Genomic DNA, 16,322 nt, shown 5'->3' with positions numbered 1-16,322 from the left:
ATTTTTTAGTTTGTACTTTTCTTTAGATCAGAATGAATAACTGGCACTAAAACCATAATTCAAATCATAATTTTGGAAATATTCAGGCTTCTTGATTGGTTTACCGATAAATATATCGTAGTAAAAAGTGCCACCCACCTTAAATTGACCACGTAGCCCCATCGCACCACCCACAAGGGTTTTACCTAAAAGCCATTGGGCAGATTGACCATCAACATGCCCAGCATCCAAGGCCATATAGAATTGATGTGCGGGAAAAATAGACATGGCTAAATCATTGCGCCAGTAGAAGCCACGGTCTGCTGCTAGGGTTAGGTCACCATCAAAACCGCGTACTGTATACCTTCCACCAATGGAAAGCCGGTCTTGGATGGTCAGCGGGGTGTCATTGTATTGCGCTCTAAAGGCACTTGAGTAGCTATATTGCTGGTTCTCAAATTGGAACGGAACATTCAGATTGGCATCTAGCGTCCAGATCTTCATCCGTGATGTACCTTCGTTCAGCGCTTCCTCAACTGCTGGTAATGAATCGAATGCACCTGTGCCTCGCTTATACCCTAGACTCAAATCCAGCACTGCAAATTGAATATATTCACGATGATCAAGGTTTAACTGCCAACCCGCAACATCTCTGCGCTGTATGGTCAGTTCGGCATCATCAATATAGCTTTTAGATTCTCGATGCCAGCCTTTCAAGGTCGCTGAGGTTTTACGCTTGGCATCCCGATAAAGCAATCGGGTCAAGCCTAAGTCTTGAGTCTGACTTTCTCCATTATAGTTATAGACATTATTGGTGCCTGCAACAGCTTGGTCATAATTGTATCGACTCGCATTGGCGCTGATCAGCCAGTTTTTATAAGGGACTGAATAATGAAGGGCATAGTTATGGGTTCCGCTCTTCACAGTGGTTCCATTTTGATCCGTAATCTCTTGCTGATCTGCTAAGTTACGGCCCATGGTGACGTAAAATAAGTCACTTCTAAATAAAGGGTTATCGACTGAAACGGTGATGTTACCTTGGTATTTACCGGTTTGACGACTACCGGCATCATCAGCACTTAAGGTCACGCGAATTGGAATTTTTCGCTGTTTCCATTTGACGATAACATCACTTTGATTGGGCGCATCTGCAGGAATAATTTGAATATCAGCTTCCGCTGTAGGCAGTCTTTTTAAGTTTTCTAAGCCTTGCTCTAAGTCACGTAAATTGAGAATATCGCCACTCTTCATTGGAAAGATATTTTTGGCATATTGAATTCGGCCTGCTCGGGTATTTTCCTCATCACTTAAATCGAGTTTGATTTCTCGAACTAATCCCGGAATGACGGTGAGTTTTAATACGCCTGTACTTAAGTTTTGAGGTGCAGCCAATATTCGTGTCGTAGTAAAGCCTCGGCCAATGATGATGTTCTGCGTTTGCGTCATCAACAGATTAATTCGCTGCTCACCCATGCATAAACCTGGAGTAAAACTTAAATCTTTTAACGCTTGTTGCACATATTGATCAAAATGCTTACTCATTTCGCCATCAAGTTCAACTGTCTTGATTTCAAAACAATTCTGATCTTCAAGGTCGGTAAGTTGTACAGCTTCTTTTTTTTGGATGACATCTAAATTAACATCACGTTCTGGTTGTATAATTTTTTCTAGTTCTGCTTGGCGCTGCTGGTTTCGAATCAAACCATCTATCGCTGGATCAAATGTTTCTGCAAATGCAAAAGGAGTAACAACAAAACCACCCAAAGTAAGCAAAATACTTTTTAATACTATATTTTTTTTGAACATAAATTTATTGCATGTTAAATTTTGCGCAGAAATTAACAAATAATGACCAAATATTCAATGGTATTTTATTTTTCAATTTCTCCCATTAGATTGTACCCCTCAATAGACACTTAACTTTCATTCTGCAGGACACCTTCACTTGCCACATGTGTCGTTGATAGCCAATCTGACCATTGTTCTTGATATAACTGTACCATATGAGCACTTGGCTGTTTTTTCGTAAGCGTCCGCTGAACACACCTTATGAATTCATCCTATAAGCCTTAATTTAGTCCCCACTTAAAAACAAGTGGGGACTTAAATTTATGACGACAAATAATCAGACATCCATCGCATCTCTAGCGAAAAAACGAAGAACATACAGTGCTGAATTTAAACAGCAGATCGTTCAGGCTTGTAAAGCACCTGACGTTTCAATTGCTTCGGTCGCTTTGCAACATGGATTGAATGCAAATCTTGTATCCAAATGGATTCGCTTATTTGATGGTAAACCAAAGAATGATCGCTCACCACCACCGAATAAACCTGCATTTATTGCCTTATCCTGCTCTGCACCATTAGATCCTATTTCTACTAATATGTTAACGGTTCAAATTGCTTTACCTCACTCAAAAGCAGAAATTGGCTTTGTGATACGGGTCTGATTTTTCTTGATAAGCTGTGGCTCAAATTTACCCTCACGATCTCTAGGGGTATCTAGTTCAAACTCACCATCATCAGTCAGTAGACGCTTCGTTGTGTAACCATTGCGAGCATTTTTACCTGTTCGTGGACTATTCTTTTCGTAACCTAAATGGTCGGTGAGTTCCGCATTAAGGGCAGTTTCAACAGTCAATTTCTTTAAAGCCCGACTAAAATTATTGAGATCGAGTTCGGTTTTTAGGTTCTTGGCTAACTCTTTAGCGAGTGCCAACATTGCTTCATCTTTCATGGTAAACACCTTTTGTTTGACCCCAACAACGTTGGGGGAGTTTAAGCGTTTACATAGTTTTATTTACAGTCTCAACAAATCCGAAAACAAGGCATCACCATTGCTCATCTAAGGAGTAGACCCAGATACGATATTAGGCATATTTAGGTTTTTTGTCGTGTACAGAGTCAAAAAAGATAGAATCTGGATTTTTATTACATTTACTATCCGTATACTTCAACAGCAGCTTTGAATGTTTCACTTAACCTTAAACTTTTTTTAAAATTAAATATATTTACATATACGTTCTAAAATTTGATATAATTTATTAAAACTTTAGATTCCAAGTGTAAATAATGAGAAGCGCTAATATTCGACGTGATGGCTACTTAAAATTTCTGAATACATGGCAAGACCGTGATGTCATTAAAGTACTTTCAGGTGTGCGTCGCTCTGGAAAATCCACCTTATTGGCAATGTTTCAACAAATCCTAAAAGCACAGGGTGTACAAGCCGAAAACATCATTGCCATCAACTTCGAATTTATGGAATTTGAAGAACTCACCGATTACCGTAAACTACATGATTATGTATTGTCCAAAGTTGATAAAAGTAAAAAAAACTATGTTTTCTTAGATGAAATACAACATGTTACAAATTTTGAGAAAGTAGTCGACTCTTTATATGTTCGGGATTATATCGATTTATATATTACAGGCTCAAATGCATTCTTTCTAAGTGGAGAACTTGCGACTTTACTTACAGGACGCTATATCGAGCAACATGTTCTACCTCTGTCATTCCAAGAATTTAAACAGTGGCATATTGAAAATAATCCGATCATCCAACAATTATCAAATCGTGATTTGTATGCCATGTATACGCGCAGTAGTTTCCCTTATACGCTTGCCATGACTAGCCAGCAGGAAACTTATGATTACTTGCAAGCAGTCTATGCCAGTGTAATGTTTAAAGATGTTATTCCCCGTTTGAATACTGCCGATATTAACTCTCTCGAGCGTGTCGCAAGATATTTGGCAAGCGTGACAGGCTCACCTATTTCCATCAATAAAATTAAAAATACCTTTGTTTCAAGTGGGGTTAAAATTTCATTTGAAACAGTAAAACGCTATATTCAGGGCTTACAGGACAGTTTGTTATTTTATAGTGCCGCACAATTTAAAGTACGCGGGCGTGAGTTATTACAATCCTCTGAAAAATACTATTTAGTTGATGTCGGATTGCGCCGGATTATGTTGCCTGATGCTAATGCTGATCAAGGTCATATCTTAGAAAATGTGATTTATCTTGAGCTTGTCAGACGAGGTTATACGGTCTATGTAGGGCGGGTTGATGAATATGAAATTGATTTTGTTGCTGTCGATACTTTACAGAATTTAACTTATTATCAGGTGGCATTAGAAACGCTCAATGAGGAGACACTCAGCCGAGAGTTACGTCCATTACAGAAAATTTCTGATTCGTATCCCAAGTATTTGCTTACCTTAGACACGATAGGGACTGAAGCGAATTATAATGGTATTGTAAAAATGAGTGCTCTCGATTGGTTGCTATCTGAAAATAAGTAAAGTTGAGGGTAGACATGGATACACTTATTTATTAATTAAAACTCAAAGACTTTTCAGCATTAACCAAGAGTGTGATCAAGCATAATTTCTGCTCCATTTGTGATGGATTGATTTACCTCGACTCGATTTCTATCTGATTAAGATGTATGGTCCGCTTGCATCATGTGAGGACAGGAAAAGGCGAAACGGCTACTTTTTGCATGTGATTAGATAGTTACGGCTGTTATAATCCGTTACTTAACGGGGGATTAATATGTTTAAAAATTTATTACTGAGTTTATTTGTGGCTGTTCCACGGCTTTGTTGCATAAAGATTTTGTAAGCTTCTGATTTAAATAGGTTTGTATGAATTTCAACCTAAAAATTAATGAACAAAATCAGTTGGTTATGTATTTATGCAACAAAGCCTATGTTAGAATATTTTTTTATCGATAGTCCAACATTAAAATTTCGTCTATCTGCGGGCTCAAAGAAACGATTATTACTATCATTGACAATCACGGAACCCACATAGTTTCGATCTAATAAATTATCTAGTCGTGCATAAGTATTTACTTTCCAGTCTTTATTGACCCACAAATAGCCAACATTTGCCGCAACGACCGTATAACTTGGTGCAGTATCAGAGTTGATATCATCGACATAAATCTTGTCCATATAACGTGCTTCTAAGCCTGCCTGAAATCCCTGCTCAGGTTGCCATGCCAAGCCTACAAAAGCTTGATTCTTGGCAATACCTGGAATATATGTTCCTTTTTGTATCAGCGGTTTGGTTGTGGTCGCTGGAATATCAGCATCAAAAGTCGCATCTAAATAACTATAACTGGTTCGAATATTGAGTGCTTGCCAGAGCTGTTTTTGCCACGATAACTCTAAGCCTTCACGTAAGGTTTTTTCTGCATTACGAAATGTGCTTCGCCCGCCATTGGCATCGTCAGGCACAATGTCATTTTTAGTTTCAGTATGAAATACAGCAAAAGTAAATAACCCTAAGGTATTCTGCGATTTTAAGCCAAGTTCTACGGTATCACTGGTCGCAGGTTTTAAATTAAAGTTAATGCCTGAAGTCCCTACTGTAAGATAGGCCATCTCGGTAAAGGTTGGTGTTTCGAAGCCTTTGCCATAGCTAGCATAAGTATAAAGCTCAGGTAATATATCCCAGCCTAAAGCGACAGTTGGAAGTAACTTTTGATAATCTGTTGAACCACTGTCATCACCATTGCCTGTGGTTTAGTCATGGTGCTGAAGCTATTTCTGATGTCTTAATTCTATTACCTGCAACACAGTACATTTAAGTTGATGATGCTACTAGCAATGTTTTAACTATTGGAAAATATTACAGTAATTTAAATTATTTGGGGGAATTTTCAATAAACATAAATTTCGACACGTCACATTGTGTCGTTAGTAAGTAGGATGATTCAATCACTTCAAACTTAGCATTGGTATAACCCTGCCCTATGAGACAGCTTCATAATAAGGCTGCTTATATCTAGAATACTGTGGCAGTTTAAAGTTTTATTTTAATTTTACCTCAAACCACATTTGATAAATAATGAAGAAAACCTAGATATAACCCCCACAAACTACTGATATTTTTAATTTGCTAAAATTTTACATTGATCATATTTCATTCATGTAATTGTCATTTTTGCTTCTTATGATGAAGCTTTTTAAACATGATGCTTCAAAAAAATGAAAAAAAAACCACTAACCTTAGCTTTATTAGCTTCGACAATTTTATTAACCGCATGTACTGATGATGGGGACAATGGTCAAAATGGATTGAATAGTTTGATTCAACAGACGCCTTTAGTACTTGGAAATGATGATTGCTGGAGTGCTGGAACACGTATTGAAAGTGGTTTGGATAAAAATCAAAATGGTGAGTTGGATGCGAATGAAATCCAGCAAAGCTCCATCCAGTGTGGTCCAAACTTATTTGCCCAAGGGGTTGCATTGCCTTACCAAAACTTAACAAGCTTTAAGGCGAATGGAACAACTATTGCGAGTGCATTTACACTTCGACAGGGTGGCTTTGGCTCTGATGTTGCTGCCCATCCTACGAACAATAAACAATTTTACGCAATCACAGATCGTGGCCCAAATGCTGACTATAATGATGGCGTGAATGGTGCTGGTAAGATTTTTCCAATGCCAGACTATATACCTAAAATTGGGTTGTTTGAGGTACAAGATGATGGCTCAATCAAACTCATCAAAACGATTTTATTAAAAGATCGTGATGGAAATAATATTAGTGGATTACCGAATACTGCTGCACTAGGTGGTACAGGCGAAACACCTTACGATATTCATGGCAAGGTCATCGCTAAAGATCCATCAAAGCCTTATGACCCAATAACGAACCCTATCAAACTTGATGATTACGGTCTCGATTCTGAAGGTTTGGCAGCATTGAATGATGGTACATTCTGGGTGAGTGATGAATATGGTCCTCACATTGTGCACTATGATGCCAATGGAAAAGAAATTGGTCGTATTAATCCTTTTGTAAATGATGTGCGCAATACCTTCACTTTACCGCAAGAATTTAGTTATCGTCGTGCCAACCGTGGTATGGAAGGTTTAACTATTACACCTGACCAAAAAACATTGGTTGGGATTATGCAATCGACAATGGACTTACCGACTAAAGCTGTTAATAAATCAACCTTAACACGTATTGTGACGATCAATCTTGAAACAGGAAAAGTTGCTCAGTATCTCTATCGTCAAGAAATTGATGCTAACTCAAACTCAGCTATTATTGCGATTAATGATCATGAGTTTTTAGTACTGGAACGTGATGGCAAATTCCTTAAAGACGATCCGAATATCATGAAACATGTTTATCGTATTGATCTGAAGGATGCTACCAATTTGGAGGATATCGCAACTCAGGGCGATCTAGTGCAAGATCCTAAACTTGGTTTAACGATTGCAGGTAAAACCCTCGAGCAATATTTCATCAATAACGATAAAAAATGGGAAGCATTACAAGCACTAAATATTCAGCCAGTAAGTAAAACATTGGTATTGGATATGGGTAAACGTGTAAGTTATGCGCATGACAAAATGGAAGGTCTATGGTTGATTAACCGACAAACTCTTGGCATTGTGAATGATGATGACATGGGTCTTTGGACAACCAATGGTTTAGAGCAAAAGTATTTGGATAATGTGGGCATGCGTGTCGATACACCTACCTTATATATTGCCGATAAGTTAAATCTTTTCAACCCATAACAATGAATGAAGCCCAAAAGCTAAAACTTTTGGGCTTTTTAAATTCAACTTTTGTCTAGAGAGAAAAATGAGAATAACTCAATCGGCTTTGATAACTTTCTTGGCAATTACAGTGCTACCATCGCTGAGCTATGCATCTCCCAAAGTCACATCTCGCGAATACAAAGTACTATTAGATCCCATAAATTTTAATTATGGAAATGAAGCAAGCAGCATAAATAGCTATTTTTCAGCGGTGAAAAATGCGATTGAAAATAAAATCAGTCGTGACGTAACTGGTGCTATGATCTTTGATACACAAAGAGAAATCCGCTTTTACGATACTCAAGGAAGCTGTACTTTAAAAAATATGGGATACAGCTTCAGAGAGCGTAATGAAAATGGTACAAAAGAAGTAACTTTAAAGTATCGTGGATATGACCATTATATTGCTGACTTCAAAGATTTGACTAGCAATGTATCAGGCGCAAAAACTAAGCTAGAAGATGACATTACTCGTAAAGATAACTTGAGTTTCCTTGTAGTTGCAAGCAAGTCAACAACCGTACCAACCTCGCGAACCATTAACGATTTTGAGGATATCAATATTCTATTTACTGGCTTCAAAAATGACTATAATTTTAATAATAGTCTAGCCCTGAATCAAGTTGGTGGTCTAACTATCTATGAACGAAAATATAGTGGTGCAACGATTGATTTAGGTGAATTCGATGCAGATTTAGAGTTAAGTTTATGGTATACCCTATTGCCTTACGGTAGTCTAAAACCTGTTTTAGCAGAAATTTCGTTTAAATATTCAGATCCCAATGCGAATTTCACAAGAAAAGTAGTTGATCGTGCTGCTTTAAGCTTCAGTGCTTTAAAAGGTTTAACCCAATATAATGCACCAACTTCGACAGCAACAAAGACTCAGTTTGTGTACCAATATCAATCAAATTTCTGCAATTAGCCTTCATACACATCTAGAAAATTTAACCTGATAGAAACAATAAAAAATGGGTAACTGTCAGATCAGGTTTGAGATACAAGTTATCCTTCTCTGCCCCAATTTCAAGCCCAATATTTAAAGCTTGGGCTGTTCTAAACACATTAATCACACAGCCTAAACCGAGTGAATAAATCGGCTGTCTTAATAGAACAACAACAGCACCTAGAATATGCTCAACTTCAGCCACAGTTTCAGGCTCGTATAGGTATTTTCCGTTCGCTTCTACGTGATTGTCAGTTTAGGACGCAAACTGGGGCTCATCCCGCCTGCACGTCCAACGCACAGCTTGGGGTATGAAGAATCACTCTATTGGTTCAGAGTATTGGCCTTCTTCGATGGCAAACGCAGCCGCATGTCGAAAAGGCCCATCAGGCGAAAATAGCAAGCCCCCCATTTGATCACTTACCGTGGCAGTTGGGACAATGGGGCAACACTTGATATGCCGAGCTTAAGAGGGTGAATAAGAGGGATGTGAACCGCCCCAAGGAATGGGGCAATTGGGGATGCGGTAACAACTCCTAACCGCATCAAGAATACCAAACTTGCAAAAGTCCCAAATTGGGACTAATATCTATTTATGAGAATTATCGCACTATCAACCTTAAAAACATTTTGGGAAGACAGCTCAGAATACATTGACGCTAAAGAGCCAACGTTAGCTTGGTATAGGCATGCATTAAACGCTGATTGGGGAGCACCGGCGGATGTGAAACAGGACTTTAGAAATGCCAGCATCCTCAAAGATGGGCGTGTCGTGTTTAACATTGCCGGTAATAAATACCGGTTAGTTGCTTGGATCAATTATGCGTACAAAGTGGTTTACATACGGTTTATCGGCAGCCATGCGCAATACGATAAAATTGATGTACAAACGATTTGAAGCCAAAAGGTAGTAACAAGAGGTAAATATAATGGACATCAGACCTATTAAAACAGATGCCGACTACCGCGCGGCATTAAACGACATCGAAAACCTAATGATGGCGGAGCCTGATACCGTCGAAGGCGAAAAGCTGGACATTTTGGTTACGTTAGTCGAGGCCTACGAAGCAAAGCATTTTCCAATGGATTTGCCAGACCCTGTTGAGGCAATAAAGTTTGAGATGGAGCGCAAAGGCTTAACCGTTAAAGATCTTGAACCCATGATAGGTAAAAGCAATCGTGTTTATGAAATCCTAAACCATAAGCGATCACTCACGCTAAAAATGATTTGGAAACTTCATGAAGGGTTAGGTATTCCAGCAGAGTCGCTGATCAAGCCACCGCAAGTTCGCGCTTTATAGTGCTGCGAATCAAAATTAGTTTGTTATGAATGACGCTCGCTACCCAAACATTTCTGCTATTGATAACAGGCTAGCTGAGCTTGAAAATGAAAAGCAGCAGCTTCTCGCATTAAGAGAGGCTTTGCGTAGCGCTCAAATCGAGCGTTCAGTACAGACATTCACGCCAGAACAAAAGGTCGCCTTATTCAGACAACGATTTCGTGGAAGAGAGGATATCTTTGCCAATCGTTGGCAAAATCAACAGGGGCGCAGTGGCTATTCCGTAGCCTGTGATAATGAGTGGGTAAGCGGGCTATGCAACAAACCCCGCATTAAATGCCAAGACTGTTCACACCGAAAGTTTAGCGAATTAAACGAGCACATTATTTACAGGCACCTTGCCGGTCATCAAGTGGTTGGTCTGTATCCACTACTTAAAGATAATTCGTGCTATTTGTTGGCAGCCGATTTTGACAAAGGCTGTTGGCAAGAAGAAGTCAAAGCAATGTCTAAAGTGTGCCAAGCGTTTGATATTCCGCACGCGATAGAAATCTCGCGTTCTGGCAACGGGGCTCACTTATGGATATTTTTTGAAACCAATATCCCAGCGAACCATGCTCGGGCACTGGGTTTCGCTTTGCTTGATAAAGCCATGGAAATATTTCCAAATCTATCGTTTGACTCCTATGACAGGCTCTTTCCTAACCAAGATGTACTTCCTGAAGGCGGGTTTGGCAATCTCATTGCGTTACCACTTCAAAAGGAGGCTCGCCTTTCAGGTCGTAGTTGCTTTGTTGACAGTGACCTGAATGCCATCGATGATCAATGGCGGTACCTTGCTGAGCTTAAAACGCTCACTCAGTCGAGTATTGACCAACTCATAACAACTATTTCACCCAACACCCTATTACTGTCCGAGCAAGGGCTAACAGACAACCGCCCTCCTTGGGAAATCACAGCCAAAGCCGCACCAATAAAATTAGAGTCTTTGCCGAAAAACGTGACCATTACCTTGGCCAACCATATCTACTTTTTGATGAGCGAGTTACCTGGGCCATTACTGGCCGGACTAAAGCGATTAGCTAGTTTTTCTAATCCTGTGTTTTTTAAAACACAAGCGTTGCGCTTTTCAACCCATGGCATTCCGAGGTTTATTTCCTGTGCTCGTATTGAAAACGGTTATCTAGCACTACCGCGAGGCTGCCTCGATGATGCGATTGCTTTGCTACAAGAGCAAAACATTTCGCCACTATTTGACGATAAGCGTGAAATTGGTAAACCATTATTAAAGCTTACCCCTGAGTTCACTTTGCGAAAGAACCAGCGTGACGCAGTGGCCGCAATATCTAAACATGACTTCGGTATTTTGCATGCGCCAACTGCATTTGGAAAAACGGTTACTGCCATTGCTATGATCGTAAAACGCAAAGTAAATACCCTCATACTGGTTCATAGCCGACAACTGCTCGAACAATGGCAAGAGCGCTTACGCACGTTCCTACCCGAAGTAACCATTGGCAGTATAGGCGGAGGTAAAAGAAAGCCGAGTGGCATTATCGACATAGCCACCTACCAAAGTTTGGTTAATAAAAAAGACAATTCCATCACTCCTCTCATTCAAGACTACGGCCATATTATTGTTGACGAATGCCACCACCTATCTGCACCAAGGTTTGAAATGGTACTCAACGAGGTAAGAGCAAAATATGTATTGGGCCTTACAGCAACACCAGAGCGACAAGATGGTCATCAAAAGATCATTTTTATGGCGGCAGGGCCTATTCGCTACAAAGTGAAACAAAGCCCTGATGAGCAATTTACTCAAACCGTGATGATTCATCAGCTCTACGATGTACCAGCAGCAGAGCTTATAAAAACAGATGAGCGCCCCAAAATAAGCGATGCCTACCGCTGGCTCGTCAATAATGAGCAGCGCACTTCAAAAATCGTCTCAGACGCCTACGAGTGTGTTCAAAATGGCGGACACCCGTTAGTCCTTACAGAGCGTAGAGAGCACGCAGAATCCATACACTCACGACTTACCGAAATGGGTATAAGCACTGTCGTACTTAAAGGCGCCATGAAAGCTGCGGAACGCAAGAACGCTGACAATCATCTGCAATCGGCTCAAGTCGTCGTCGCAACAGGAAAATATGTAGGCGAAGGGTTTGACCTACCAAGACTGGATACGTTGTTTTTGGCCATGCCCATCTCATGGAAAGGAACATTGGCTCAATATGCCGGTCGTATTCATCGTGAATCGGAAGGCAAAACACAAGTCACTATTCACGACTATGTGGACTGCACTCTCCCTATGCTGCAACGCATGTTTAAAAAACGCGAGAAAAGCTACAAGGCTATGAGGTACGCCCTTGAGTACATTGATGACAACAGTAACAAGCAACCTTCATTGAAATTAGAAAACATCCCTTCACCAAATACCAAGCCAAAATAAACAGCAGCACTTCATTAAACACTTCCCCATGCCTTTACCCCCATACGCCAAAACTGAGCTAAATCAGCTGTGGTTTGTGCTCCACAATTGGAAATAAATTCAGCAATCTCTAAGTAGCTGGCACCTTGAGATTGTTCACCATCATAGTATTGAAGCTGTGTCATGGCCGACGAAAAATGCAGCCGCTTGTCACCGTCGCGGTCAAACCGTTTTGTTAAGAAGGTATGGTGCTGTGACGAAAATTGCCTCATCTCACTTGGAAACATGTCAACACCTGCCGCTAACGCCAATTCATAACAGACCATCTCCCACGCGCCCACATCATGGGTATCGTTTAAATTGGGAAACTTAGCAATCCACAAGTGGTCTTGTTCATCTGTGACACAAGCTTTGGGCCTTGCACCACCTAATGATGAGCCTGGAGAAATCAGCATTTTCAACCAGCGGTAATACTCGTCACTGTCGATGTTATCGTCTTTTTCAATCTGCATTGCTGCATGCTCTAGCTCTCGCAAAGAAGCCATTGGCGGCGCAGCAAATTCAGAATTGTCGTCCAAAAAAGCATTCGAGCCTGTTCGCTTAAATCGAATACCACCCATCCGGTAAGAGTCATTTACGCCCAGCAGGTAATCCAATTCGTTTAATCGACTTGTTGCTCGAATGCCTTTGCGCGCCTCAATCGCCGCACGCCGCTGCATTAAAATACGCCCCCATCTATCAGGCGATGAATCAAGAAATGCGCGGAAGCTTTTATCGACTTCATCGTTTTAGAGTACACCGGAGTGGAGGGTCAGGATGGGATCAATTTGCAAGCGATAGGCTGAGGTTAAAAATGCTTTATCGTAGGCAAAACTAAACACGCCACCTCGGCTTGAATCGCTGTAAGAAAGCAGCCCTATTAGCAAAGGTGCTTCAATTGGCTGCCAGTCGGCATAGACTTCAACGATTTCACGGCTCATCTTGAACCTTCCAGCAATTTTATGTTTTGCAGCTTGATACCCACTTCATCATGGGCGGCCATTTCTGCAAAGTTGCTTTCCATGCCAAGAACGGCCATCACCTTTAAGTAAGTGCCTATGGCAACGCCCGGATCACCGGCTAAGACTTAATTCACGGTTTTATGATCAAAACCAGTACGTTCACACAGTAGCTTTTTGGTAAAACCACGTCTTTTCATCGCCAACAGCAAGTCTTCACCAAACTGCGTCAGGATTTTACGCTGCTTTGGAAACAATATATTGTGTAAGTCACGCTTAGCCATATCACCAACCAAAGGGACTATATTCCCACTTTACTCAATATAATTGGATTTATATCCTACTTTTAGGTTTAGCTTGCGCGTTGGCCAAGGCGATGATGTGAATCCCTGAATGCCAAAGGTCATCAAATTACACTTTTATGCGCATAAAAATGTAAAATTCCGCACTTTTCTGCGCGTAAAAGTGTAGGCTGAGTTATACTACAGGCAGTTAACAGTCTTAATTGGCGGGAAATGACAATGCAGCGCAACTTACTAAACGCCCTAATAACATGGAAAAATCAACCGGTGCGCAAGCCATTATTGATCGATGGTGCAAGACAAACAGGTAAAACCTATCTGCTACAAGAGTTATTTGGGAATACCTTTGCCAACATCCTTCGTATCGACTTCCTTGAAAACCCTGCCTACAAAGAAGCGTTCGATGGCTCTCTGTCACCTGACGAGCTAGTAATGAATATTGAGTTGTTAACCAACCAAGCGTTCAACCCAGAAACCGATCTGCTGATATTAGATGAAATTGGCGAATGTGAACGTGCCGTTACCTCACTAAAGTACTTTGCTGAAAAAGCACCGTCCTATTTTGTCGCTGCCAGCGGCTCGAATATTGGTTTGCTCAACACCTTCCCTGTGGGCAAGGTAGAACAATACAATTTACGACCACTGACCTTCCAAGAATTTATTTACGCATCCAACGAGCAAGCGCTGATCAAAGCGTTTGATAGTCAAGCAAGCACACCGGCAGTACACACCAAATTGATGGACAAACTCACTGACTACTTTTTTACTGGTGGTATGCCGGAAGCCGTTTCTGCTTGGTATCAGTATAAGGATTCAAGCATTCTAGAGCGTGTTGAAAAAGTCACAAAAATTCATGCCGATTTAGTGGAAGGTTATCGCCGCGATTTTGGTAAGTACGCGGGCAAGGTCGACACCACACTGATTGAATCGGTATTTAATAGCATTCCAGCCCAGCTATCACTTGTCAGCGATGAGTCGGTTAAACGCTTTAAATTTAAGCATGTGCATGAGCGTAAATCTCGTTATAGCGATTTTGAAACCGCGATCCATTGGCTTAACTGCTGCCGCCTAGCTTTGCCAAACTACCCTATTGAAGGATTGCCGAAATCTCCGTTAGCGGCCTATAAAAAAGAAAATATGGTGAAACTGTTTTTGTTTGATGTGGGTCTGCTTAATCATATGCTCGGCAGCAGTTATAAAGAAATTAAGCAACAAAACTATGAATACAAAGGTTATGTGGCTGAAAACTTTGTGCAACAAGAGCTCACTGCCATTGGCGTTGACCCAAGCTATTCATGGAATGACGCCCGTGCCGAAATCGAATTTATTTTGGCGACCGATGAAGGCGATATCGTCCCTGTGGAGGTCAAAAGTGGTAAACGTACAAGAGCAAAATCGTTGGCATCCTACGTTGAAAAATGTACTCCAAGTAAAACCTTTAAGTTAACGGGTACACAAGGCTCATCCGCATTAGAGCAAACCAATATCGTGATGCCTTTGTATTTCACGCAGTATTTACCACAGAGATGGTAAAAGCGCGTTACTTAGACCCCGAGGTCTACACAAAGTGACTTCATAGGTAACAATTTGTAGACCTTTGGTGGGCTTACAACCTTTCAACCAACCCTCAATCGGTTTTTTGCTAACGTCATTTGGCCAGCCTATCGCCTCATCGTTTAAAGCAAATCACTCAAGCGATTTAACAGTGCTTTACGGCTATTATTCGCCACAACAAAGCGCTTAAAACGTTGTTCAAACGCCGCTTCATCAGCTTTGAACTGATAGGCCTCAAACAGCTGATGCAGATAGCGTGATGCCGCATCGTAACCACTGGCGCAAGTTCGATCCGCTTGCTCTTGTGATTGCTGCCAGTAGTGCTCACGTTGATTGTAGATATACGTCAACGCTTTTTCTTTTTCCGCTTTTTCGATAGCTAATTTTTTTGCGAGTGCTGCGGCTTGCTCTTGCTGTAATTGACTTTGCGCTTGCTCAATGAAAGGAGAAATGACGGCGGAAGTTAACCAGTATTGATAGATCTCGTCTGTGTTGACAGGTTCTTTTCGCGTCAGCGCTAAGGCTTGGTGACGGGTTAGCTGGCCTTGCTCAAACAACGTGCGTAATAGCGTGTCTTTCTCTGCTTGCGAGAGATTATGGATCCACGCATCAAGCGTAAGCTGAGTTTGTTTGGCTTGGTGACTGGGTTGTTCGCTCAGCACCATGGCGAGCGCCTTAACCAATGCTAAGGGAATATCATACAGCGCAGCAAACGCCTGCTCCTCTTCCCTGAGGTGCTCAAAATCGAATTGAATTAACGGCACTCGCTCAACGCCATCATTAAAATCAAACGCTTTGAGCCACATTAAGTACACAAGGCGCCAATCCCCTTGCATTAACCCGCCGCGTAAAGCGGCTAAATGCTGGAAAAAGTCGTCAGCATGCTCATCGTCAAAATACTCATCACACTCCTCAAGGGAAAAAATCAGCAACTGCCACTCATCGTTTTCGTGAACATGAAGTCCATCACTTGAAAAGCCAAGTAACGCATCTGGAAGCGTTCCTGCTGGTAGCTTGATGTATACATCGATTGAGCCCCAATCGGCATAGTAAAAACCGATATCAAAGTATTTTAACATCAGCTCAAAAGGCTCGGCCTTTAGATCACTGTAGGTGTAATACACCTGAAAGGCCGTAGCGCTGATCTCGGCACGGCTTGAAATGGCTCTGAGTGCTTGACGTGCTTTAGCATCTAAATACCCATCCAGACGCTCAAATTTATAGTATTGAAATTCGCTCACGGTGACCTTG

General features: G+C 41.1%; 11 protein-coding genes and 5 pseudogenes. 9 read left to right on the top strand and 7 right to left on the bottom strand.

Annotated features, from left to right (window positions below):
- Window positions 1-27: 27 nt before the first annotated feature.
- Window positions 28-1,785, bottom strand: coding sequence for a ShlB/FhaC/HecB family hemolysin secretion/activation protein (locus tag FTV43_RS09420; RefSeq protein WP_154320126.1), 1,758 nt, complete (start codon window positions 1,783-1,785; stop codon window positions 28-30).
- 305 nt (window positions 1,786-2,090) lie between these two features.
- Between FTV43_RS09420 and FTV43_RS09415 the strand changes: the two genes are divergently transcribed.
- Window positions 2,091-2,429 carry a transposase gene (locus FTV43_RS09415; RefSeq protein ID WP_154320127.1) on the top strand — a complete coding sequence of 113 codons (339 nt, stop codon included), beginning with the start codon at window positions 2,091-2,093 and terminating at the stop codon, window positions 2,427-2,429.
- Here FTV43_RS09415 and FTV43_RS09410 read toward each other — a convergent pair.
- Window positions 2,414-2,716: pseudogene (locus tag FTV43_RS09410) on the bottom strand (transposase); the annotation flags it as partial. The gene FTV43_RS09415 and the pseudogene FTV43_RS09410 overlap by 16 nt on opposite strands.
- A 335-nt stretch (window positions 2,717-3,051) precedes the next feature.
- Between FTV43_RS09410 and FTV43_RS09405 the strand changes: the two are divergent.
- Window positions 3,052-4,284, top strand: coding sequence for an ATP-binding protein (locus FTV43_RS09405; RefSeq protein WP_094069408.1), 1,233 nt, complete (start codon window positions 3,052-3,054; stop codon window positions 4,282-4,284).
- Window positions 4,285-4,322: 38 nt separating this feature from the next.
- A pseudogene (locus tag FTV43_RS16165) lies at window positions 4,323-4,409 on the top strand (HNH endonuclease); the annotation flags it as partial.
- Window positions 4,410-4,677: 268 nt separating this feature from the next.
- On the opposite strand, the pseudogene FTV43_RS09400 reads toward FTV43_RS16165, so the two are convergent.
- Window positions 4,678-5,505, bottom strand: a pseudogene (locus FTV43_RS09400) (TonB-dependent receptor); the annotation flags it as partial.
- 474 nt (window positions 5,506-5,979) lie between these two features.
- On the opposite strand from FTV43_RS09400, the gene FTV43_RS09395 reads away from it, so the two are divergent.
- The gene (locus tag FTV43_RS09395) at window positions 5,980-7,533 is read left to right on the top strand and encodes an esterase-like activity of phytase family protein (protein WP_167846514.1); all 1,554 of its coding nucleotides are present in this window, start codon (window positions 5,980-5,982) and stop codon (window positions 7,531-7,533) included.
- A 67-nt stretch (window positions 7,534-7,600) separates the two neighbouring features.
- Entirely contained in the window at window positions 7,601-8,482 is an 882-nt protein-coding gene (locus tag FTV43_RS09390) for a hypothetical protein (protein WP_094069355.1), read from the top strand.
- A 22-nt stretch (window positions 8,483-8,504) separates the two neighbouring features.
- On the opposite strand, the gene FTV43_RS09385 is transcribed toward FTV43_RS09390, so the two are convergent.
- Window positions 8,505-8,708, bottom strand: coding sequence for a hypothetical protein (locus FTV43_RS09385; protein ID WP_094069354.1), 204 nt, complete (start codon window positions 8,706-8,708; stop codon window positions 8,505-8,507).
- A gap of 390 nt (window positions 8,709-9,098) precedes the next feature.
- Here FTV43_RS09385 and FTV43_RS09380 point away from each other — a divergent pair, with 390 nt between their 5' ends.
- The 3 genes from FTV43_RS09380 to FTV43_RS09370 are packed head-to-tail and all read left to right on the top strand — an operon-like array spanning window position 9,099 to window position 12,238.
- Window positions 9,099-9,401, top strand: a complete 303-nt coding sequence (locus tag FTV43_RS09380; RefSeq protein WP_154320130.1) for a type II toxin-antitoxin system HigB family toxin — start codon at window positions 9,099-9,101, stop codon at window positions 9,399-9,401.
- 31 nt (window positions 9,402-9,432) lie between these two features.
- Window positions 9,433-9,804 carry a type II toxin-antitoxin system HigA family antitoxin gene (locus tag FTV43_RS09375; RefSeq protein ID WP_000354814.1) on the top strand — a complete coding sequence of 124 codons (372 nt, stop codon included), beginning with the start codon at window positions 9,433-9,435 and terminating at the stop codon, window positions 9,802-9,804.
- 25 nt (window positions 9,805-9,829) lie between these two features.
- Window positions 9,830-12,238, top strand: a complete 2,409-nt coding sequence (locus tag FTV43_RS09370; protein ID WP_094069352.1) for a DEAD/DEAH box helicase family protein — start codon at window positions 9,830-9,832, stop codon at window positions 12,236-12,238.
- A 44-nt stretch (window positions 12,239-12,282) separates the two neighbouring features.
- On the opposite strand, the pseudogene FTV43_RS09365 reads toward FTV43_RS09370, so the two are convergent.
- Together FTV43_RS09365 and FTV43_RS16160 are read right to left on the bottom strand one after the other, a co-directional pair.
- A pseudogene (locus FTV43_RS09365) lies at window positions 12,283-13,197 on the bottom strand (type II toxin-antitoxin system HipA family toxin); the annotation flags it as partial.
- A pseudogene (locus FTV43_RS16160) lies at window positions 13,194-13,499 on the bottom strand (transcriptional regulator). The pseudogenes FTV43_RS16160 and FTV43_RS09365, both read right to left, overlap by 4 nt.
- A gap of 285 nt (window positions 13,500-13,784) precedes the next feature.
- Between FTV43_RS16160 and FTV43_RS09355 the strand changes: the two are divergent.
- Window positions 13,785-15,050, top strand: coding sequence for an ATP-binding protein (locus tag FTV43_RS09355; RefSeq protein ID WP_368856083.1), 1,266 nt, complete (start codon window positions 13,785-13,787; stop codon window positions 15,048-15,050).
- 143 nt (window positions 15,051-15,193) lie between these two features.
- On the opposite strand, the gene FTV43_RS09350 is transcribed toward FTV43_RS09355, so the two are convergent.
- Entirely contained in the window at window positions 15,194-16,312 is a 1,119-nt protein-coding gene (locus tag FTV43_RS09350; protein ID WP_154320131.1) for a hypothetical protein, read from the bottom strand.
- Between the last annotated feature and the right edge of the window lie 10 nt (window positions 16,313-16,322).

The sequence above is a fragment of the Acinetobacter sp. YH16053 genome, assembly GCF_013417035.1.
In the GTDB taxonomy this organism is placed as follows: domain Bacteria; phylum Pseudomonadota; class Gammaproteobacteria; order Pseudomonadales; family Moraxellaceae; genus Acinetobacter; species Acinetobacter towneri.
Note: the sequence above shows the minus strand (reverse complement) of the source record. Positions and strands in the feature narration are given on the sequence as shown.